Origin of the sequence: Bradyrhizobium sp. WSM2254 (assembly GCF_000472645.1) — a bacterium.
In the GTDB taxonomy this organism is placed as follows: Bacteria; Pseudomonadota; Alphaproteobacteria; order Rhizobiales; family Xanthobacteraceae; genus Bradyrhizobium; species Bradyrhizobium niftali.
Map to the genome: position 1 here is coordinate 1 of NZ_AXAB01000075.1, position 20517 is coordinate 20517.

Here is a 20517-nt window from a genome sequence, read left to right on the forward strand (position 1 = left end):
AAAGACCATAGAGCGACTGCAACAGCACAGCACGAAACAGCACCAGCACCGGATAGCCTGGCCGACCGGGACTCTCCTCATCCCGCAAATGGCCGATCAGCTTCTCGAACCGGTACCACTTGACCAGGCCAGCCAGCCGATCCAGCGCCGCATTGGCGCCGGCCCCCTTCGGCATCAGCGCTTCCACAAAGCTCGGCTGTCCCGTCTGCTTAACCGCCATCGCTACCCTCCAAGGCTTTGCCCTAGGGAATCACAATTGACGAATTACGCAACAGGCCCCTTGTGGGAGAAGGTGGCGCGAAGCGCCGGATGAGGGGTTCTGTCAGCGAGCTTGACTGCGAGAGGCTCACCCGCGGAGAGAGACCCCTCACCCGGCTTCGCTTCGCGAAGCCACCCTCTCCCACAAGGGGAGAGGGTGCAGCGCAGTCGCGGCGAGACTACTCCGCCGTCTGCTGCCGCAACTCCGCGACATCCTTCGCCGTCAGCCTTGAGCCCTTCGCACCGAACCGTGCCGTGACGTAGTTCGCCACCGCCGCGATCTCGTCGTCCGTGTACGCGTTGCCGAATGCCGGCATCGACAGCGCACCATCAGGCGTATGCCGCTTGGTGCCTGAGATCACGATCTGCGCGACGTTGGTGGCGGCGGGGTCGTTGACGGCCCAGGTGCCGGTGAGTGTTGCCATCGGCGACACCGGGCTCTCGCCGCTCCAGCCGTGGCAGCTGGCGCAGGCGCTGGCGAACACCTTCTTGCCGCGTGCATCGGCCGTGACGCCGTCGCGGTGCGAGGCGGGCGCGGCCGGCGCGGTGGTGGCAGGCAGGTCGGGCGAGGGCACCGGCGGCACGCTGCGGAGGTAAGCAACGATGCTGCTGATGTCTTCGGGGGCGAACTGGCTAAAGCTGTGGTCGACCGCTTCGCCCATCGGACCCGAGGCCGAGCCGTGGCCCGGTGCATGGCCGAGCGACAGATACGAGATCAGATCCTCGTCGCGCCAATTGCCGAGGCCCGTGGCCTTGTCGGAGGAGATGTTGAAGGCACGCCAGCCGGCCGTGATGGCACCGCCGAACTTCTTGCGGTTGTCCAGCGCGAAGCCGAGATTGCGCGGCGTGTGGCACTCGCCGCAATGCGCCAGCGCCTCCGCAAGATACGCACCGCGATTCCATTCCGGGCTCTTCGACGTATCGGGTGCAAAGCGCGTGTCCGGATTGAACACGGCCGACCAGAAGATCATCGCCCAGCGCTGGTTGAACGGGAAGGACAGCGTATTGTCCGGTGCCTTGGCGCGCACCGCCGGCAGGCTGAACAGATACGCCTTCACCGCCAGCACATCCTCGTCGGTCATGAAGGTGTAGGAGGTGTACGGCATCGCCGGATAGAGCCGCGCGCCGTCATTGCGCTTGCCGTGCTGGACCGCGTTCAGGAAATCCTGGTCGCTGTAATTGCCGATGCCGGTGTCCTTGTCCGGCGTGATGTTGGTGGAATAGAGCGTGCCGAACGGCAGCTTGAAGGCGAGCCCGCCGGAATAGTCCTTCTCGCCCGGCTTGGTGTGGCAGACCATGCAGTCGGCTGCCTTCGCCAGATACTCGCCGCGCTCGACCGGGCTCGCTTTCTCCAGCTTGGCCGGCACGCCGGTCGGCTTGCCGGCGCGGTAATCCGCCAGCGCCACTTTCTTGCCGCCGGCGAAGTCGAGCGGGCCGGGCCCGCGGATGATGAAGACGCCGAGCGCCACCGCGACGATGGCGATCAAAATGAGGCTCGCGAGGATACGCATCTTGCCGCTCATGCCTTTTTCCCCGCAGCCAGCAGTTTCCGGTCGATCGGCAGGCGCCGCAGCGCCACGCCGGTTGCGGCGTAAATCGCATTGCGCAGCGCCGGCGGTCCGGCCGTCGTGCCGGTCTCGCCAATTCCGCCGGGTGCCTCGCCGCTCTTGACGACGTGAACCTCGATCTTGGGCGTCTGATTGATCCGCAGCATCCGATAGTCATTGAAGTTGGATTGCTGGACTCGCCCCTTTTCGATGGTGATCTCGCCGTAGAGCGCGGCGGTAAGGCCGAAGATCAGCCCGCCCTCGACCTGAGCCACGATCGTATCGGGATTGACGGCGATGCCGGTATCCACCACCGAGGTCGCACGGCGGAGATTGATCTCGCCTTGCTCGTCGACCTCAGCTTCCACGACGGTTGCGATGAAACTCCCGAAGGACGGCTGCAAGCACACGCCGCGCCCGACGCGCGCCGGCAAGGTTTGACCCCAATTGGCTTTCTCTGCCGCAAGATTGAGGACGGACAGGAAGCGTGGTTGATTGGCCAGCATTCCACGGCGAAACTCGACCGGGTCTTTGCCCGCCTTGCGCGCCAGTTCGTCGATGAAGCATTCGACCGCAAACACGTTGTTGTTGGGCCCGACCCCGCGCCAGAACCCGGTTGGTATCGCCGGCGGTTCGGCCCGCACATATTCGACGTGGACATTCGGGATGTCGTAGGGCACGTCGGTGGCGCTGTCGATCGCGTCGATATCGATGCCTTTCTGGAAGGCCGGCGGCAGCCAGCGCGCGATGATCGCAGCGCCGGCAATCTTGTATTTCCAGCCGACGATCTTGCCGGCCGACAAGGTCGCTGCGATCGTATCGCGATAGACCGGTCGATAGATGTCGTGCTGAATGTCCTCCTCGCGGGTCCACACGACCTTGACCGGCCCGTTGACCTCTTTGGCGATACGAACGGCCGCGACCACCATGTCAGGCTCGAGCTTGCGGCCGAAGCCGCCGCCCAGCAGGTGATTGTTGACGGTCACCTTCTCGACCGGGAGCCCGGCCGCCTTTGCCGCCTCCGACTGCACGCGCGCCATGATCTGCGTTCCGGTCCAGATTTCGCAGGAATCGGGCGTGCAATGCACCGTGGCGTTCAACGGCTCCATCGTTGCGTGGGCGAGAAACGGCAGCTCGAACGAAGCTTCGAGTTTTTCGCCGCTCGCGAGGCCCTTGGCGATGTCGCCGGTGGATTTGGCGACCACGCCGTCCTTGGCGCTGGCGGCGCGCAAATCGTCCCAAATCGCTTTCGAATTGATCTTTGCGTTCGGTCCCTCGTTCCACGCGATGTCGAGCGCGTCCAGGCCTTTTTTCGCCGCCCACATGTGATCGCCGACGACGGCGACGAGATCGTCGAGCACGACGATCTTTCGCACGCCCGGAATTTTCTTCGCGGCACGATCATCGACCTTGCCGACCTTGCCACCGAAAACCGGGCACTGCGCCAGCGTTGCGAACTTCATGTTCGGCACGATGGCGTCGATGCCGTAGACGGCCTTGCCGTTGACCTTCTCGGGCGTATCGAGCCGCTTGAACGGCTGGCCGATATAGACGAAATCCTTGGGGTCCTTGAGCGGGACGTCCTTGGGCGGCGTCTGGCCGCTCGCGGCAGCCGCAAGCGCGCCATAGGAGAGCGTCCGGCCGCTCGCCTTGTGGGTCACCTCACCCTTCGACGTCGTGCAACTGGCGGGATCGACGTTCCATTGCGCAGCTGCAGCCTGCACCAGCATGGCACGCGCGCTGGCGCCGGCTTCACGCAGCGGCTTCCAGAATGCTCGGACCGATGTGGAGCCACCGGTCGCCTGAATGATGAAAATCGGATTGCCGTAAAGCTTTTCGTTGGCCGGTGCGTGCAGCAGTTGGACTTTCGACCAATCCGCGTCGAGCTCTTCCGCCAGGATCATCGAGACCGCAGTGTAGATTCCCTGTCCCATCTCGACCTGCGGCATCACCAGCGTGGTCGCACCTTCAGGGTCGATGCGGATGAAGGCGTTGGGCGCGAACTTTCCGTCGGTCGCGTCGGGCGGCTGCACCGGCTCGTTGATGGCGGCGCGCAGCGGCAGGTGGAAGGCGAGCAGGAAACCGGTGGCGAGACCCCCGGTCAGGAGCGTGCGGCGGGAGACGCTGTTGTGTGCATTCATGGCGGACCTCACGACTGACGGCCAGTGGCGGCCTGCTTGATGGCCTCGCGGATGCGCACATAGGTGCCGCAGCGGCAGATGTTGCCGGCCATGGCGGCGTCGATGTCGGAATCGTCGGGGTTTGGCGTTGCCGCCAGCAGTGCCGCAGCCGACATGATCTGGCCGGACTGGCAGTAACCGCACTGCACCACTTCGGCCTCTAACCAGGCCTTCTGCACCTTCGCGCCCGCAGGCGTGCTGCCGACGTGCTCGATGGTGGTGATGGTGCGGTTCTCGACCGCGCTGACCGGCAGCACGCAGGAGCGCACCGCCTTGCCGTCGACATGTACCGTGCAGGCGCCGCATTGCGCGATGCCGCAGCCGAACTTGGTGCCGGTCATCCCGAGGATGTCGCGCAGCACCCACAGCAGCGGCATGTCCGGTGGCGCGTCGAAGGATTTCGTTTCGCCGTTGATGGTGAGAACAATTGCCATATGCATCCCCTTGCTCGACGATCGCTTGCGGCGATCAAGCCGACGAAATTTCCGCGCGACCATAATCATAACGACGCGAACCGATGAAGCGTCGAAATTCCTGGCAATGCATATTTGCGCGACCGAAGCGTCAGGCCATGACGTTCACGAATTTGTGCGGCGATCGCTGCAACGGTTTTGGGCTAGTTGATATGATAATCGTCATGTTTTGACGCATTTTCGTCGCGCGCCTGGTCAATCGCCGCAGACGATCGTGCGAAGGCGCAAAATCATGCGATGACGAAATTCGTGCGATTGGGAAAGTCGGGCGACGGCCTGCACGGTGCACGGGATCAATTGCAACGGCCAACGGCCGGACGGCCGACGTGCGCGACGATGACATCATGCTCCTGTCTTGCCCGACGGAGCAATGGTTCATCGGCGCCTAAAGTGCGATAGCTGAAGTCGGATCGAGTTCGGCCGACGGCACAGCTCTCTCCGTCCCCTCCCCCCGCAGGGGAGAGGGAACGCACCTGCGCGGGGCGCTGGATGAGTCTCTTCGCCGGGCGCGTAAGCCATTGATTCCACGCGCGACGGCTACTGTGCATGGGGTTGTTTTTCAAGTTTTTGATTTCAGGGGCCGTCGCGAGACCCGTCAGCCCTGGCGAAAACCCATCCGGAATGCGCCCCAGTGCTTGCCGCGGACCATGATCGGCGAGGACAGGTCCTTCATCAGCACGAACTGCCCGCCGCCCATGTCGCGGCGATAGGTCTGGAGCAGGAACGGCTTGGTGTTCGCCGCGACCTTCTTCACCGCGCGGTCGTTGAACAGGCGGCGGTTGCGGCAATTGGCGTTATTCCAGACCGGGTCCTTGCCCTGCGGCAGGCGGTAGTTCGGATTGTGGGTCGGCAGGTAGCCGCCCCTGGCCCAGGCGACGCAGAACACGATGCGGGGGTCGGATTTCTGGATCGGGTCCTGGATGGCGGGCAGCACGCGGTCGGTGAAGTCGACGTAGCTGGTGAGATACTGCTTTGGATCGGTGCCGGGAATTTCCCGGTACTTCTCGTCCATGAGCTGGTCGAGCGTGATCTCGCCGCGATCGATCGCGGCCTCGAACTCGGCCGAGATCCGCTTGGCGGTCTCGACGACCGCGCGGATCAGCGGCGCGTCCGACGTCTCCACGCCGCTGTCGGCGATCATCGCGATCAGGCCTTCGGAGGTGTCGAGCAGCTTCGTCACCCTCTGATCGGCGCTCTTGAGATCGCGCGAGGAGAGGTCGACGCCCTTGGCGAGCTCGTTGAGCTCGCTGATGACGGTGTCGCAATGGCCGAGATTGGAGGTCGCCGCACGCGCGACGCTGTCGATCTCCGCTTCCACGGAGGCGAAACCCTGCTGGACGCGCGAGATGATGCTGGAGATCTGCTGGGCGCCTTCGCCGGCGGTCTTCGCGCGCTGCGAGGCGTCGCTGCTCTCGCCGATCAGGCCTTCGATCTGGCCGTCGAGATCGCGCACGGTGTCGGAGATCTGGTGCGTGGCCTGGCGGGTGGCTTCGGCGAGGTTCTTCACCTCGCTTGCGACCACCGCGAAGCCGCGGCCGGCATTGCCGGCCCGCGCTGCCTCGATGGTGGCGTTGAGAGCGAGCAGATTGGTCTGTTTCGCGATTGCCTCGATCGAGCCGGATACCTTTGCCACCTGCGCCAGCGCCGAGCCGACCGCGCTCAAGCGCGCCTCGATCCGCCCCACGGCGGCGACAAGCTCGGAGATGTGGCTGACGGCGGTATCGACCGCGCTGCGCGACTGCGCGATCTCGCCGACCGCAGCGGACGTCGTCGTTTGCACAGCCTGCGACGCATTGGCGATGTCGTGGTTGGCCGAGACCATCGTCTCGGCCGTCTCCTGGAGGTGATGGAACCGTTCCGACTGGTTCGCGACGCGGTTTGCGACTTCCTGGACGTTGCCGGCAATGTCGGCGAGCTCCACGCCGAGGCCGCCGATGCGGTCGGCGAGCTGGTCGATCAGTCGTTCGGCGAGCGTCCGGTTGGATCCGGTGTCCAGTACGGCAAGTTGTACGACGGACATGTCTTGAGAGTCCTCCAGTCAGAGCCGTTCGCCGGCTCCCGCGGCATTCCCAGTCCAGCTTCGACCTTAGAGGATGATTCGCGCCCGGCGTCTTGCCTAGGAGTGCACGAGAGCGTGCACTACAGCTTGTAAGCGGTGCGGAATCCGCCCCAGTGCCGGCCCTGCACGCGGATCGGGACGTCGATCTCGCGCATCATCACCGTGTTCCCGTTGCCCATGTCGCGCGCATAGCTCTGGACCAGGTACGAGCGCAGGTTGCGCGCGGCGGCCAACCCCGCCGGATCGTTGAAAATACGCCGGTTGCGGCTGTTGGCCGTGTTCCAGGCGACGTCGCCCGGCCGCTGCGGATGCGAATAGATCTTGTTGTGCACCGGCAGGAAGCCGTTGCGGTCGACCATGGCGCAGAACGCCATGCGCGGTTCCTTGGCGAGAAAGGCTTCCTGGAANGGCGGCAGCGCGCGGTCGGCCCAGTCCAGATATCTGGTGCGGTATTGCTGCGGACTGGTGCCCGCAATCTCCACATAGTCGGTGTCGAACAGGTCTTCGATCCTGACCTCGCCGCGTGCAACCGCCTGCTCGAAGATCGCGGTCAGCGCGCTGCCCGCTTCCATGGCGCGGGTGACGAACTCCGTGTTCTCCTCGTGGATCGCCCACAGCCTGTCTTCGATCTTCTCGCGGAGCTCGGCATTGGGATTGACGAAGTGCGCGCGGGCTCCGGCCTTGGATTGCTCGACGACGCGCAGGCGGCAGGCGCCGACCAGTTCGAGGCTGCCTTCGATCATCGCTTGCGGTGCCAGCCGGCCTGCGTCAGCACCGCCGATCAGCACGCCGTCCATCGCGATCTCGTAGACCGGCATCACGCCGCGTGCGCTCTCGAACTTGAGATGGCAGGGCAGGCGCTCGGTCTTGCGGCGGTCGTCGTGCTCGCTCTGGCGCAGCAGCACCGCGCAGCGCGATTTCAGCTTCTGTGCAAAGGTGGTGACCGCCTTGCCGGCGCTGGCGACGTTCTCGCCATGGGTCTCGGCCGCCTTGGTTGCGGCATCGATCTCGGCGGCGCTCTGGCCGACCGAGACGATGAACTCCGACGCGCTGGCGGCATTGCCGGAGACTTCGCTCGTGGTGGCGTTCTGCTCGGCGACCGCGCCATTGACGGTCTCGAAGACCGGGCGGATCGCCTCGATCGCCTGCGAAATGCGGTGCACGGCATCGGCTGAGCCGGCGGCGTCGCGCTGGAGCGCGTCGATCTTCTTGGTGATCTCTTCCGTCGCGCCCTGGGTCTGCACCGCGAGTGCCTTGACCTCGGTGGCGACGACCGCGAAACCCTTGCCCGCAGCGCCGGCGCGCGCGGCCTCGATGGTCGAGTTGAGCGCGAGCAGCGTCGTCTGCCGCGCGATCTGGGCGATCAGATTGACGACGTTGCCGATGGCCGCCGAGGATTCCCGCAAGCGGTCGACATTGGCGCGGGCTTCCTGCGCCGCGGCACTGGCCTCGTCGGCGAGCTTGCCGGCCTCGCGAACCTGCGCGCCGATGCCTTGGGCGGACTGGGTGAACTTGTCGGCGGCATGGGCGAAGGTGGATGCGGTCGACTGCGCGGCGTTGGTGCGGCCGGTCAGGGCGTCGGTGCGGTCGCGAATGGCCGCAAGCGTCACGGCGGTCGCTTCGGCGCCGCCGGCCACCGAATTGGCGGCGCGCTCGAGCTGGCGAATCATCGCGCCCAGCTCGAGTTCCAGCAGTTCCAGGATTTCCCTGGCCGAATCGCCCTCAGTGGCCGAGCCGGGCTCGGAATGGGCCGGCGGCTGCGCAGCCTGCGGGGCGGCCGCGGGCGCAGCCATGTCCGGCAGACGCTTCCGAAATAGTCCGAACGCCATCAGGTCTCTCTTGTCGGGGGACGGTCGGACATTATTTTCGCAGTCCGGAATGAAGTCAGGGTTAACGATGCCTGACATCTAGGCGCGAGGCATTACTGTGTTACCTTAAAGTCGTAGAGCCTCTTCATTTCGGCGGGTTGGCGGCCTATAAGGCCGCGCTTCCCACTCACCTTGGCTGACGATTCCTTTACGAGACCACGCATGGCCGGACATTCCCAATTCAAGAACATCATGCACCGCAAGGGGCGGCAGGATGCCCAGAAGTCGAAGCTGTTCGGCAAGCTGGCGCGGGAAATCACCGTCGCCGCCAAGCTGGGGACGCCCGACCCCGCCATGAACCCGCGCCTGCGCGCCGCCGTGATCGCCGCGCGCCAGGAGAACATGCCGAAGGACAATATCGAGCGCGCAATCAAGAAGGCGCTCGGCAGCGACGGCGAGAACTATGACGAGATCCGCTACGAGGGCTATGGCCCCGGCGGCGTCGCCGTCATCGTCGAGGCGCTGACCGACAACCGCAACCGCGCCGCTTCCGACATCCGCTCCTTCTTCACCAAGTCCGGCGGCAACCTCGGCGAAACCGGCTCGGTCTCCTTCATGTTCGACCGCACCGGCATCATCGAATACGACCGCAGCGTCGCCTCCGACGACGCCGTGCTGGATGCTGCGATCGAGGCCGGCGCCGACGACGTGATCTCGGGCGAAGGCGGGCACGAGATCTACGCCTCGACCGAAGGCTATCGCGACGTCGCCAAGGCGCTGGAAGCCAAGTTCGGCGAGCCGCGCAAGGCCGCGCTGATCTGGAAGCCGCAGAACACGGTCGCCGTGGACGACGAGACCGGCGAGAAGCTGCTCAAGCTGATGGACCTGCTCAGCGAGCACGACGACGTCCAGCACGTCTACGCCAATTTCGAGGTGTCGGACGCGCTGATGGCGAAGATGGCCGGGTAGGGCCGTTAATTCCAAACTCCGCTGTCGTCGCCCGGCTTGACCGGGCGACCCAGTATTCCAGAGACGCCAGAAGGATACGGAGAAGCCGCGGCGTACTGGATACCCCGCTTTCGCGGGGTATGACGCCGGAGTGTAGGGCGGGCGCCGTCCGACCATCACCGCGAACCCACTTCCCCTGTTACTTTCGTTCTGTTTCTGTTTCGCTGCAAGCAGTCAGCCGCTATCACTGGCCCATGACTGCGCTCCCGATTCGTGGCCCCGTTCGCATCATCGGCATCGACCCCGGCCTGCGCCGTACCGGTTGGGGCGTGATCGAGGCCGAGGGCAACCGCCTGATCTATGTCGCCTGCGGCTCGGTGGAACCGCCGGACGACCTGCCGCTGTCCAGTCGCCTGCTCGCAATCCATGAAGGGCTCGCGGCCGTTCTGTCCGATCACAAGCCGATGGAAGCCGCGGTCGAGCAGACCTTTGTCAACAAGGACGGCGTTGCCACCCTGAAGCTCGGCCAGGCCCGCGGCGTCGCCATGCTGGCGCCCGCAATGTTCGGTATCAGCGTCGCCGAATACGCGCCGAACCAGGTGAAGAAGACCGTGGTCGGTGCCGGTCATGCCGACAAGCAACAGATCGCGATGATGCTGAAGATATTGCTGCCGAAAGCCGAGCCGCCGTCAGCCGACGCCGCCGACGCGCTCGCCATCGCCATCACCCACGCCCATCACCGCCAGAGCACGGCGCTCAGGCTGAAGGTGGTCGGGATATGATCGGCAAGCTGAAGGGCCTGATCGATTCCTACGGCGAGGATTTCGTCATCCTCGACGTCGGCGGGGTCGGCTACCAGGTGCATTGCTCGACGCGCACGCTGCAGCATCTGCCCTCGCAGGGCGAGGCCGCCGTGCTGTCGATCGAGACCTATGTCCGCGAGGACCAGATCAAGCTGTTCGGCTTTCGCACCGACCAGGAGCGCGAATGGTTTCGCCTGCTCCAGACCGTGCAGGGCGTCGGTGCCAAGGTCGCGCTCGCCGTGCTCGGCACGCTCGCGCCGTCCGACCTCGCCAATGCGATTGCCCTGCGCGACAAGGCCGCGGTGGCGCGCACGCCGGGCGTCGGCCCCAAGGTCGCCGAGCGCATCGTCACCGAGTTGAAGGACAAGGCGCCGGCCTTCGCCAATGTCGACCCTGCTGTCGTGCATCTTGCCGGCGCCGTCGACGACCAGCGCGCGCCGCGGCCCGTCGCGGATGCGATCTCCGCGCTGGTCAATCTCGGCTACGGCCAGCCGCAGGCGGCGGCCGCCATTGCGTCGGCCTCGCGCAGCGCGGGTGAGGGCGCCGAGACGGCGCAGCTCATTCGCCTCGGCCTGAAGGAACTCGCGAAGTGAGCGATCCCAAGGCCAACCGCATGGTCACGCCCGAACGCCGCAGCGACGACGTCGGTGACACCGCGCTGCGCCCGCAATCGCTGTCCGATTTCGTCGGCCAGCAGCAGGCCCGCAAGAATCTCTCGATCTTCATCGAGGCCGCGCGCAAGCGCGGCGAGGCGCTGGATCACGTGCTGTTCGTCGGGCCCCCCGGCCTCGGCAAGACCACGCTAGCGCAGATCGTGGCCAAGGAGCTCGGCGTCGGCTTTCGCGCCACATCGGGCCCCGTGATTGCCAAGGCCGGCGACCTCGCGGCGCTCCTGACCAATCTCGAAGAGCGCGACGTGCTCTTCATCGACGAGATCCATCGCCTCAGCCCGGCGGTGGAGGAAGTGCTCTATCCCGCGATGGAGGATTTTCAGCTCGACCTCATCATCGGCGAGGGCCCGGCGGCGCGCTCGGTGAAGATCGAGCTGTCGAAATTCACCCTGGTCGGCGCCACGACGCGTGCGGGCCTGCTCACCAATCCCTTGCGCGACCGCTTCGGCATTCCGGTCCGGCTCAATTTCTACACCATCGAGGAGCTCGAAAGCATCGTCAGCCGCGGCGCGCGCGTGCTGAATGTCGGCATGAGCGCGGATGGCGCCAACGAGATCGCACGCCGCGCCCGCGGCACGCCGCGCATCGCCGGGCGCCTGCTCCGGCGCGTGCGCGACTTTGCTTCGGCGGCGAATGCCGACACGATCGATCGCAAGATTGCCGATCACGCACTCAGCGCGCTCGAGGTCGACGCCGCGGGCCTGGATGCCATGGACCGCCGCTATCTCACGACCATTGCGATGAACTATGGCGGCGGTCCCGTCGGTGTCGAGACGATGGCCGCAGCGCTCTCCGAGCCGCGCGATGCGATCGAGGACATCATCGAGCCCTATCTGATCCAGTGTGGCTATCTCCAGCGCACCCCGCGCGGCCGGCTGCTCACCTCGCACGCCTTCCGCCATCTTGGCCTCGCCGAACCCAATCGCGATGCGGCACAGTTCGGCCTGTTCGGCACCGACGAAAGCGACGACTGACCGCCGCAGTCGATGAACCCACCGGTTCCATCCCGGCACTAATCCGAACGCGCGGCGAACATGATCGCCGCACACGGACTGGAGTGGGAAGGAATGGCGCCGACGGACGACACGAGGCTGCTCAAGACCATCGCGCCGCAGCTGCGCACGCCCGACGAGACCGAGGCGCTGCTGGATTCGATGCCGCTCGGCGAGCTGGCGTCGATGTGGTGCGCGCTTCAGCGCGTCAGCCGTCGCGACCAGGTCGGCAGCATCTGGGCCATCAAGGTCTATTTCGACCATCTGCCGCATCGCAGGCCGCAAGCCGCGCTCGATCTCGTGCTCGATGTTCTCAAGACCGAGACCGACAAGCCGACGGTGATGCAGCTCAACGACAAATTCCTGCTGGCGCTATTCTATGCGCATGGCACGGAGGTGATGGCGCGCGTCGAGCAGGAAGCCGCGCACAATGACCGGCTGCGCTGGCTGCTGGGCGGCGTGCATGTCGGTCCCGACGATCCCTTGATGTCGCGTATTGCAGGCCTCGCCGATCGCGAGGCGTGGCATGCCGACCATCTGGCGCAGCGCACGCCGCGCGAGCCGTTCGATTGCGCCAACATGTCGGTCGCCGAGCTCGCGCGCGCCTTGGTCGAGCAATATTCCCGATCCGAGCGCGACCAGGACGACAATCTGTTCGCGATCATGGATTTCGAGCGCGACCTGCGCGAGGACGATCCCGACAGGATGATCGACCTGATCCTGGAGATCCTCAAGATCGAGTCCAACCCGGTGCTGCTGTCGCTGCTGGCCGCCGGTCCCCTCGAAGACGTGATCAGCGTCGGGACGATCGACCGCATCGAGCGCGAGGCGCGCGCCGACGCACGTTTTCGCGATCTGCTCGGCGGCGTCTGGTACTATCGTGCGCCCGACGAATTGAAGGCGCGGCTGGATGCGCTGGTCGGCGAGAGCCGATGGTAGCCTTTGTGCAGACCGTCTGCACCGAGATGCAGGCGGTCTGCACGAGCGCACCCCAATTCCGCTTCAATCGGCCCGCATCAAGATGCCGTAGCAGAAGCGGACTTCAATGATCACGCGCCGTCATCTCATCCGTTCCTTCGGCGGCCTGTCCGCCCTCGGTGTCTCGACCGCCGCCTACGGCGTCGGTATCGAGCCGGTGCTGCGGCTCGGCGTCACCCGCTATCATCCGATCCCGCGGCAATGGCCGGCGGATCTGCCGCTCAAGATCGCCGTGATCGCCGACGTCCATGCCTGCGATCCCTGGATGTCGCTGGAGCGGATCGAGGCCATCGTCGACCGCACCAATGGGTTGAATGCCGACCTCATCGTGCTGCTCGGCGACTATGTCGCCGGACTTCACCAGGTCACGCGCATCATTCCCGCGAACGAATGGGCCAGGGTGCTCGCGGGCCTGAAAGCGCCGCTCGGCGTCCATGCCGTCATGGGCAATCACGATTATTGGGTGGACAGGGCCGTGCAGCAGGCCGGGTATGGCCCGACGGTGGCGCATCGTGCGCTGGAGGCGGCCGGTATTCCCGTCTACGAGAACGACGCCGTGCGTCTCACCAAGGACGGCCGCCCGTTCTGGCTCGCCGGCCTCGGCGATCAGCTCGCCTTTCTGCCGGCGCGGCGCTTCCGGCGCACGGGGCGCGTCGGTGCCGACGATCTCACCGCGACGCTCGCCAAGGTCACGGACGACGCGCCGATCATCCTACTCGCGCACGAGCCCAACATCGCGCCGCGCGTGCCCGCGCGCGTCGCGCTGCAACTGTCCGGCCACACCCATGGCGGCCAGGTCCGGCTGCTCGGCTGGTCGCCGGCAGTTCCCCGCCAGCACGGGCTCCGGCTGGCCTATGGTCATGTCAGGCTGAAATGCGACGTCATCATCTCCGGCGGCCTCGGTTGCAGCATCATGCCGCTCCGTGTCGGCGTGCCACCGGAGATCGTCGAGGTGACGCTGGGGAGGACGGGGCCGGCGGTGGCGTAGCCTGCGCTTGCACGGCCGGCCGTTTTTGCGCAAAACGGGCCGGTAGCAAAAAGCGAAGAGGCACGCGACGTGACTGCCCATCTCGACGGCGAGATCCGCGACGGCCGCCATCACATGCAGGTCCGCGTCTACTACGAGGACACGGATTTCCCTGACTTGCCATTGTCGTAGTAGGCAAACGTGCTGATTTCTCCTGCCTTGCGGTTTTCGGGGAAAAGTTTCTCACCGAGAAGGGCGGCGCTGTTCATGTAGGGCGTATATTCGTAGGGCATCCGCTTGCGAACCGGATGCACTACAATGCAGCCGATCAAGTTGCGGAAGGCGTTACGAGTTTCGATCGCCTTCGGGTCGAACTTGAGCGCAGTGACCAGTCTTCGAGTCTCCGAACGGTATCGGTCACTGAATTTTCGGTGGTCGAATGGGATCACATTTTCGCTGCCACTGCCCATCAGCCGCAAGCGCTCTTCAACGGTTTCCCGTTCTAGGTCGCATTCATCGATCCGCTTGAGTAACTCATCCGGTTTGCGACGGCTGTTCGCGATGGCATATGTCAGCCGTTCGATCTCGGTAGTCAACACACGGCGTCGACGGTCCAGTTTAGCGAGTTCGCTGTCGCCCTTGTTCCGACCGTTTTTGCATTCCTCCTTCCAAGCACGCATCGCCTCTTCAGTGGCCTTCGGCGAAAGCAATTTCGCTTCGATTTTTTCGGAGGCATCCTTGAGCAGAATGTCCATGTCAAAGCTACGGGTGTGCTTGCAGGTGCCCCGCTGATGCGCGTTGGCGCATGCGGCGCGCGGCGCGCCATTTCGGGAGGATTGAGCGATTCGCATATGGCCGTTGCAGACACCGCACCGCAGAACGCCGGCAAGCGGGTGTTCATTGTTGCGCGGAATCACGAGGCGGCGGCGCGGCTTGCCAGTCGGCCCGAACATATGTACGGCACGCACGCTACGAACCTTCTGCGCTCGATCCCAGAGCGCTTGCGGAATGATCCGCAGCTCAGGCTTTTTGACTATGATATGGCGTTCTTCTGGATTGCGGCGCTTCTGCTTCTTCTGCGTCTCCGGGTTAAGAAGTGTCGAGCGAACGTTCCAATGTATCTCGCCGATATATAGCTGGTTGCCGATAATGCCGCGACCATGCCGACCGCCAGTGATGCACTGATGGTTCCAGGTGGTGCGACCAGCCTTGTTCTTGTGACGAGTTGCCCCGGGTGAGGGCACACCTTCGCGGGTGAGATCAGCGGCGATAGTTCGGGTCGAGCGGCCTACCGCATATTCGGTGAAAATGCGGAGCACGATCTTTGCTTCTTTCTCATCGATCACGCGTTCGCCGGGCGCGCCCGACCTCGGCCGATAACCATAGGCGTGGGAGCCAGGAATTCTTCCGTTGGCAACAGCGTTGTCATGGCCACGCCGAACCTTTTCGGCGAGCTGCGGCTTGTAAATCGTGTTGTAGAGACTTGCGATGCTGATGTCGGTGGCGGTCGCATAGACGCCCTTCTGATCCATCAGCTCAACGCGGTTGAACTCGAAAACCTGCTTGAGACGCTGGATGGTTGCGGGATCGCGCGACAAACGGTCGAAGTGCTCAACGACGACCACGTCAAAGTCATGATTTCGCACACCGTTGAGCAGGCGTTGATAGCCGTCCCGCGCACCTTCAGTAAGACCAGATTTTGCGGCATCCACAAATTCCCCGATGACATCGAGATTGCTGCGCAACGCAACCTTCCTGCAGAGCAATAGCTGACCGTCAATCGAGGTCGCCTTTTGCAGGTCGCTGGAATAGCGGGCGTACAGTACGGCCGTTTTCTTGGATGACGCTGTCGTCATGCCGGTCCTCTATCGGCTGCCCCAAACCATCGTTTTCAACCCGTGCGATCTGGCGTCCGATGGCGCGCGCCAGGTCAAACCAGATTTCCTCATTGTCGGGATTATCCCAGCTCTGAGGGTGGGAGGGGTCAAGCGGTCGAATGATAGCCCGTTGTCCTCGGAGAGATCGGATGCGGGTACGCATTTGCAAACTCGCCAGCAGAAGCTAACGTAAATTTCCGCCCTGCGCTACAGCCGGGCGGCTGTGATTACTTGCGGCGCTTGCTTCCACCATTCGCATCTCCGATCGCTCCTGTGCCCGCCAGAATTTCTCTGCCATTTCACGACTTTTGTTGCTGCGATGATCCGATCCAGATCGTCGTTCAGCCACAGCTTCCCTCGGCCGTGGCCGTGACCCGACAGGAATCACAGGACTACACGTGACCTTTGCCTGTGGAGCATTCATGGAAGTCTCGATCTGCGCAGTTGTGAGTCCATTCATGTTGACCGCGGCGGCGGCGAATGAAAATGAGATTCTTCAAATATCTCAACGCTTCGTATCGGGTGTTAGCGCACTCCTGCGATGGTGGTCGTAGGCGGGAGCAGACTCGCTAAGCAAAGCGGAGTAAAAATACTTGCGCGTGACGGCGACGAAGGTCCGAAGACCTGCGTCCAACTCTCTTAGGAGCTCTCCTGTGGCATTGCCGCGCTCTCCGGCGGCAACGCCGTATGTTCGGAAGCGGTCCGCATCGACACCCCGACCGCCGTCCCGAACATCAAGAAGATCATCGAGCACGAAAGGGGTCAGTTCACGGATAACGCGGATCAAGGAACAGCAACGCGAAGGGGGCGATCGTACGCCCATCTGTTAGGCATCAGCTCCTTCACCCCCCGCGACCGCCTTGGTCCACTCCAACGATACCCGATCGACGGCTCGTAGATCGGCATCCTTGCCCGGATCGGCCTCGAACCAACTGGCCTTGTGTCGATTGACTTTGTTGCGATGGCCGTCGCCGCGCTCCTGCGCGCAGCTGCACTCGGCGTCCGTCCCGAGATCGTCCGTATATATATGCTCTGGCCCGGACCTTGCGGACGAGTCCGTCGAAACCTTCGTCCATCGCGCGCAGCGCCTGACGGACGAGGTGGTCCCCCTGTGCCAGTTCGTCCCGAAGCATGACCGGCGGATTGTCGCCGCGTGGGCCGTCTTCGTCGCCTCAGCAGGCTGTCCTGCACGTGCGCCGCCGGCTTGCCGGTCAGGGAGGCGTCGTTATCCAACCAGACGGCGAGCGGCCGCCAGGCTTGGCGCACCGCCTCTTCGGCCTGTTCGCGTTCCAGATCATCCAACGGCGCGTTCGCGCCTGCCACGATCTCGCGCAGACACACACGATGGCTTTCGCGAAGATCGACAATGCGGCCGCGGAGAAAGGTGCGAAGCCGCTCGGGATCCTCCTGGGCCGAATTGAAGAAAAGGAGCGATCGGGTCGTCCATCTGATCGGGTCGTCCATCTTGAGCCGCGGTAGCTTGACCCGAATCAGGTCCGACTTGAGATCGTAGCCGTCTTCAACGGTCTCGACAGGAACGCCGCTGTCGGTCATCTGGATCGCTTCATCCGGTCTCGGCAGCACCAGCACCGCCGCCCGCCTTTGGAACAGGAGGTCGGTGGTTCGAGCCCACCCAACTGTACCACCGTTGCGGATAATTCCGCTTTCTCAGCATCTTATTGATAGACCTGCTGGATTTGTGCCGCCTAAAATACAAAAGGCGTTACAAATGGCATTGCGTATGGTCGCGTTGAACAGAGCCACAGATGGTCGGTGGTTTGCTCGCAAGGGCATCCCCGAGGACGTTCGCCAGGACTATCAACGGCTCTATGGGCACAAGCGCGAAGCACACCTCAAGCTTCCGGCCGGCACCCCCAAGCACGAAGCCAAGGCCCGCCTCGGAGAGTGGGAGGCCGAGGTCGAGACCCGCATTGCCACCCTGCGGGCCCAAAGGAATGGAGAGGGCCAGCCACTTACAAGGCTCAACGCAATCGCGCTGGCGGGTCGTTGGTACAATTGGTTCGTGAAGCAGCATGAGGACGACCCGCGCCGCGCAAGCCATTGGCGGGAGCTAAGCGACCTTTGGGTGTCGGAAGTGTTGCTCCCCCATAGGCCCGATGACCACGAAGAGCACCACCACCGCTACAACGATTGGGAAAAGGCCCCAGAGGTTCGAGAGGCAGTGCGGCCGCAAGTCGCCGAGTGTGCGCGGGTGGCGACGTTTCTCGCCAGCGAGGGAATGGCACTCAATTCCAGCGCCTATGCTCTCTTTGTGGATGCTGTTAGCGACAACCTACTGCAAGCACTTTCGGTGCTAGAGCGGCGAGCCAATGGCGATTACTCCCGCGACGATACGCCGGACAGCTTCCCGCCGTTCACAGAGGGGCAAGCCCGCGCGGCAGGCGTGAGCTGCTGGGAATTGTTCGAGGCTTTCGTGACTGCAACAACGCCTGCACCTAATACGGTGACGCGCTGGCGAGCCGTATTCCTCGAAATGCAACGCGAGTTTGCCGAGGTGGGAGCGGATGGAATCACCGAGGACGCTGCGCGCAAGTGGGTGCGTGGTCTGATCACAGAGAAGCGTGCGGCGATCACTGTCCGGGAGATTTGGCTTTCAGCCTCGCGTCGTGTGTTTAGTTGGGCGCGCGAGCACAGGCGCGTTCGCCAAAATCCTTTCAAGGAAGTCAAGGTTGACGTTCCCCGCAAGGTGCAGACGCGCGAGGACGGCCGCAGCTTCACCACCGCAGAGGCCAGCATCATTCTGAAAGCCAGCCTCGCATATCAGAAGCCTGTCACGCCAACCGAGAGGACGCGCCGTTGGGTGCCATGGCTGTGCGCGTACTCAGGCGCGCGGTCAGGTGAAATCACTCAGTTGCGCGGCGGCGACATTGAAGAACGCAATGGATTCTACGTAATGAAGCTGACGCCCGAGGCGGGCACGCTCAAGACTGGCAAGCCGCGCGTTGTGCCAATCCACGAGCACTTGATCGCTCAGGGCTTCATTGAAATGGTACAGCAGGTTGGGAAGGGGGCGCTGTTCTACAATGACAAGACGCCCCAGAAGAAAAGCAATGACCCTTTGAAGCCATCGCGTTCTCGCGCCGACACTGCTCGCGCTCGCCTGGGAACATGGGTTCGTGGATTGGGTGTTGATGATCCCGAACTCAGCCCTAACCATGCTTGGCGCCACCTCTTCAAGAGGATCGGTGATGAAATTGGGATGGCGGAGAAAATGAACGACGCCATCACAGGGCACACGCAGGCGACCGAGGGGCGGAAATATGGCCCGCCGACTGCGGTGGCCATGGCCGAAGCTCTCAAGAAATTCCCGCGCTATAAGCTGGATTGAACGTGTGGCCCCTCGCCGGACAAGTCGCGTGTCCGGCCACTTGGGCAACGAAGCGCACACGCAGTGCCAGGGCAAGCCGCTGACTGGGCAGGCCGACCGCCACGAAAAGGGCAAAGCGCCGTGACGAGCTGGGCCAGCGGGGGTGCGGCGTGACTTACAATCCGCGAAGCAGGCCGTGTACTTTAGGTAGAAAACGCGGGATAATACGCAAAGTTGCCGCGCGTTGTGCCGGAGGCAAGCATGGCCACAACACCACCCGTGCCACCTGACCCATCGCAATGGAGACCTCCGAGGGACTTCGAGAAGGCTTGGAAGACCCGCCCTCCGCCTTTGCCGCCCGATCCTGAGACTGTCGAGAAGCGAGCCCGCTTCAAACAGCTTCCGCTTGAAGAGAAACTTGTTCAGTTCAAGCAGCTCACGACGTTAGAAGAGAAGTATGAGCACCTCAAACAGCTGAAAACATTTCAGGAGGGACTAGCCCACTTCAAACTGATCACATTTCCCGAAAACGAAAAGTGGGCAAGAATTTTTGAAGCACTCTGCTACGTGTACGCTGTTTCCGCAGTCGTCCTTTATGCGTTAGGAATGTATAATGTTTGGGCGACAAGAGTTGTTTATTATTTGTGGAAGGCAAACCTGTTCGGAATTACTTGGGGAGTGGTTCCTTACACCTGCGCTCATCAAAGCGTTTCGCGGGGCGACGACATCTGCCAACGGACCAACTACTGGAATGATTTCCTCGACCTCAAGGGCACACCGTACCTACACGAGTTCCACTATTCTTTTTTCTTTTTCATTTTGGGTGGCCTCGTCTCCATTCGGATCATTGTCTTTTGCTGGAGTAAGGCTGAGGCCGCGTTTGACGTCGATTTTCTTTCGCGCGTTATCGACAAGTTCCTGCCAGGCAAACCCAAGGGGTAGGGGGACGTGGTCTGTCGTTCGCTTTGGTTGTTAGGTGCTGACCGTATTTGCGGTGTTCAGGTGTCCTAGTTTGTTTCGGCCGCACGCGGGCTCCCGAGGAAACCTGTGTGCGGCCTTTGGCTTGTCTGTGGGCTACGCTGCTTCCTTCACCAGCTCACTCTTACCGCCGCGGCCCGTGCTGACGTAGGTCACCCCACGCGCCTTGAGGGCCATGGTGGTCCGGTGGTTCTCGTTACGAAGGTTCTTCTGCAAATCCTTCTTGGCATCCTGCTTGAGCCCTAGCTCACGAGCCACCGCCGTCATCGATGTACGCCCCGGAGCCCGATTATCCATGAAGGTCAACAAACGCTCATGGGGCGTCCCTGCACCCCTCCTGTGGACCTTGGGGCCATCTGGCTCAAAGGGCCAATCCGTGACCTGTATCGTCTCCCTCCGGTGTGGGCCGTCTTGTTGGGTTAGGTCGATTGCGCTGTAACAGTCCTTATGGACGGCCATAAGCGCAGTACTCAGATCGAACGGTTAGAGGTTGTCGAGACGGGCCGACGGCGGCGCTGGTCTGATGACGAGAAGCTTCGGATCGTGTTGGAGAGTTTGGAGGCACCGCGAGCGATATCATCGACGGCGAGGCGTCACGGGATATCGCGCTCATTGTTGATGACGTGGCGGCGTTCGTTCCGCCCTGAACC

General features: G+C 63.3%; 17 protein-coding genes and 2 pseudogenes. 11 read left to right on the forward strand and 8 right to left on the reverse strand.

Annotated elements, in window-relative coordinates; all coding sequences use genetic code 11:
* From A3M7_RS45550 to A3M7_RS0136585, 6 genes and pseudogenes are all read right to left on the reverse strand, one after another.
* Positions 1 to 220 (reverse strand): annotated as a pseudogene (locus A3M7_RS45550) (IS5/IS1182 family transposase); the annotation flags it as partial.
* 217 nt (positions 221 to 437) lie between these two features.
* A complete protein-coding gene (locus A3M7_RS0136565) occupies positions 438 to 1781 on the reverse strand; it encodes a cytochrome c (RefSeq protein ID WP_027548330.1) in 1344 nt (447 codons plus the stop codon).
* On the reverse strand, positions 1778 to 3946 hold the full coding sequence (locus tag A3M7_RS0136570; protein ID WP_027548331.1) for a xanthine dehydrogenase family protein molybdopterin-binding subunit: 2169 nt from the start codon (positions 3944 to 3946) through the stop codon (positions 1778 to 1780). The genes A3M7_RS0136565 and A3M7_RS0136570 overlap by 4 nt, the downstream gene beginning before the upstream one ends.
* Positions 3947 to 3954: 8 nt before the next feature.
* Positions 3955 to 4419 carry a (2Fe-2S)-binding protein gene (locus A3M7_RS0136575; protein WP_027548332.1) on the reverse strand — a complete coding sequence of 155 codons (465 nt, stop codon included), beginning with the start codon at positions 4417 to 4419 and terminating at the stop codon, positions 3955 to 3957.
* Between the two features lie 634 nt (positions 4420 to 5053).
* On the reverse strand, positions 5054 to 6478 hold the full coding sequence (locus tag A3M7_RS0136580; protein ID WP_027548333.1) for a methyl-accepting chemotaxis protein: 1425 nt from the start codon (positions 6476 to 6478) through the stop codon (positions 5054 to 5056).
* A 119-nt stretch (positions 6479 to 6597) separates the two neighbouring features.
* Positions 6598 to 8346, reverse strand: coding sequence for a methyl-accepting chemotaxis protein (locus A3M7_RS0136585; RefSeq protein ID WP_027548334.1), 1749 nt, complete (start codon positions 8344 to 8346; stop codon positions 6598 to 6600).
* 201 nt (positions 8347 to 8547) lie between these two features.
* Between A3M7_RS0136585 and A3M7_RS0136590 the strand changes: the two genes are divergently transcribed.
* The 7 genes and pseudogenes from A3M7_RS0136590 to A3M7_RS50910 all read left to right on the forward strand — a co-directional run.
* A complete protein-coding gene (locus A3M7_RS0136590; RefSeq protein ID WP_027548335.1) occupies positions 8548 to 9294 on the forward strand; it encodes a YebC/PmpR family DNA-binding transcriptional regulator in 747 nt (248 codons plus the stop codon).
* 233 nt (positions 9295 to 9527) lie between these two features.
* On the forward strand, positions 9528 to 10055 hold the full coding sequence (gene ruvC / locus A3M7_RS0136595) for a crossover junction endodeoxyribonuclease RuvC (RefSeq protein WP_027548336.1): 528 nt from the start codon (positions 9528 to 9530) through the stop codon (positions 10053 to 10055).
* Positions 10052 to 10669: a Holliday junction branch migration protein RuvA gene (gene ruvA, locus A3M7_RS0136600; protein ID WP_027548337.1), complete on the forward strand. Its 618-nt coding sequence runs from the start codon at positions 10052 to 10054 to the stop codon at positions 10667 to 10669. Before ruvC ends, ruvA begins: the two co-directional genes overlap by 4 nt.
* A 20-nt stretch (positions 10670 to 10689) precedes the next feature.
* The gene (ruvB, locus tag A3M7_RS0136605; protein ID WP_198033884.1) at positions 10690 to 11721 is read left to right on the forward strand and encodes a Holliday junction branch migration DNA helicase RuvB; all 1032 of its coding nucleotides are present in this window, start codon (positions 10690 to 10692) and stop codon (positions 11719 to 11721) included.
* Between the two features lie 93 nt (positions 11722 to 11814).
* Positions 11815 to 12678, forward strand: coding sequence for a DUF6869 domain-containing protein (locus tag A3M7_RS0136610; protein ID WP_027548339.1), 864 nt, complete (start codon positions 11815 to 11817; stop codon positions 12676 to 12678).
* Positions 12679 to 12784: 106 nt separating this feature from the next.
* Positions 12785 to 13705 carry a metallophosphoesterase gene (locus A3M7_RS0136615; RefSeq protein WP_027548340.1) on the forward strand — a complete coding sequence of 307 codons (921 nt, stop codon included), beginning with the start codon at positions 12785 to 12787 and terminating at the stop codon, positions 13703 to 13705.
* Positions 13706 to 13783: 78 nt separating this feature from the next.
* Positions 13784 to 13855, forward strand: a pseudogene (locus A3M7_RS50910) (acyl-CoA thioester hydrolase); the annotation flags it as partial.
* On the opposite strand, the gene A3M7_RS0136620 reads toward A3M7_RS50910, so the two are convergent.
* A complete protein-coding gene (locus A3M7_RS0136620; protein WP_027548341.1) occupies positions 13837 to 15540 on the reverse strand; it encodes a recombinase family protein in 1704 nt (567 codons plus the stop codon). The pseudogene A3M7_RS50910 and the gene A3M7_RS0136620 sit on opposite strands and share 19 nt — an antisense overlap.
* 1152 nt (positions 15541 to 16692) lie before the next feature.
* Here A3M7_RS0136620 and A3M7_RS49265 point away from each other — a divergent pair.
* The 3 genes from A3M7_RS49265 to A3M7_RS0136650 all read left to right on the forward strand — a co-directional run bounded on the left by A3M7_RS49265 (position 16693) and on the right by A3M7_RS0136650 (position 19831).
* Positions 16693 to 17040 carry a hypothetical protein gene (locus tag A3M7_RS49265; RefSeq protein WP_156937095.1) on the forward strand — a complete coding sequence of 116 codons (348 nt, stop codon included), beginning with the start codon at positions 16693 to 16695 and terminating at the stop codon, positions 17038 to 17040.
* Positions 17041 to 17290: 250 nt separating this feature from the next.
* Positions 17291 to 18910, forward strand: coding sequence for a hypothetical protein (locus A3M7_RS45555; protein WP_156937096.1), 1620 nt, complete (start codon positions 17291 to 17293; stop codon positions 18908 to 18910).
* A gap of 240 nt (positions 18911 to 19150) precedes the next feature.
* On the forward strand, positions 19151 to 19831 hold the full coding sequence (locus tag A3M7_RS0136650; RefSeq protein ID WP_156937097.1) for a hypothetical protein: 681 nt from the start codon (positions 19151 to 19153) through the stop codon (positions 19829 to 19831).
* A gap of 132 nt (positions 19832 to 19963) precedes the next feature.
* On the opposite strand, the gene A3M7_RS50065 is transcribed toward A3M7_RS0136650, so the two are convergent.
* Positions 19964 to 20125 (reverse strand): hypothetical protein, encoded by a 162-nt coding sequence (locus tag A3M7_RS50065; RefSeq protein ID WP_198033883.1) that lies wholly within the window; start codon positions 20123 to 20125, stop codon positions 19964 to 19966.
* Between the two features lie 189 nt (positions 20126 to 20314).
* On the opposite strand from A3M7_RS50065, the gene A3M7_RS47815 reads away from it, so the two are divergent.
* Positions 20315 to 20517, forward strand: a 203-nt coding sequence (locus tag A3M7_RS47815) for a transposase (RefSeq protein ID WP_156937098.1), incomplete at its 3' end; no start/stop codon positions are given.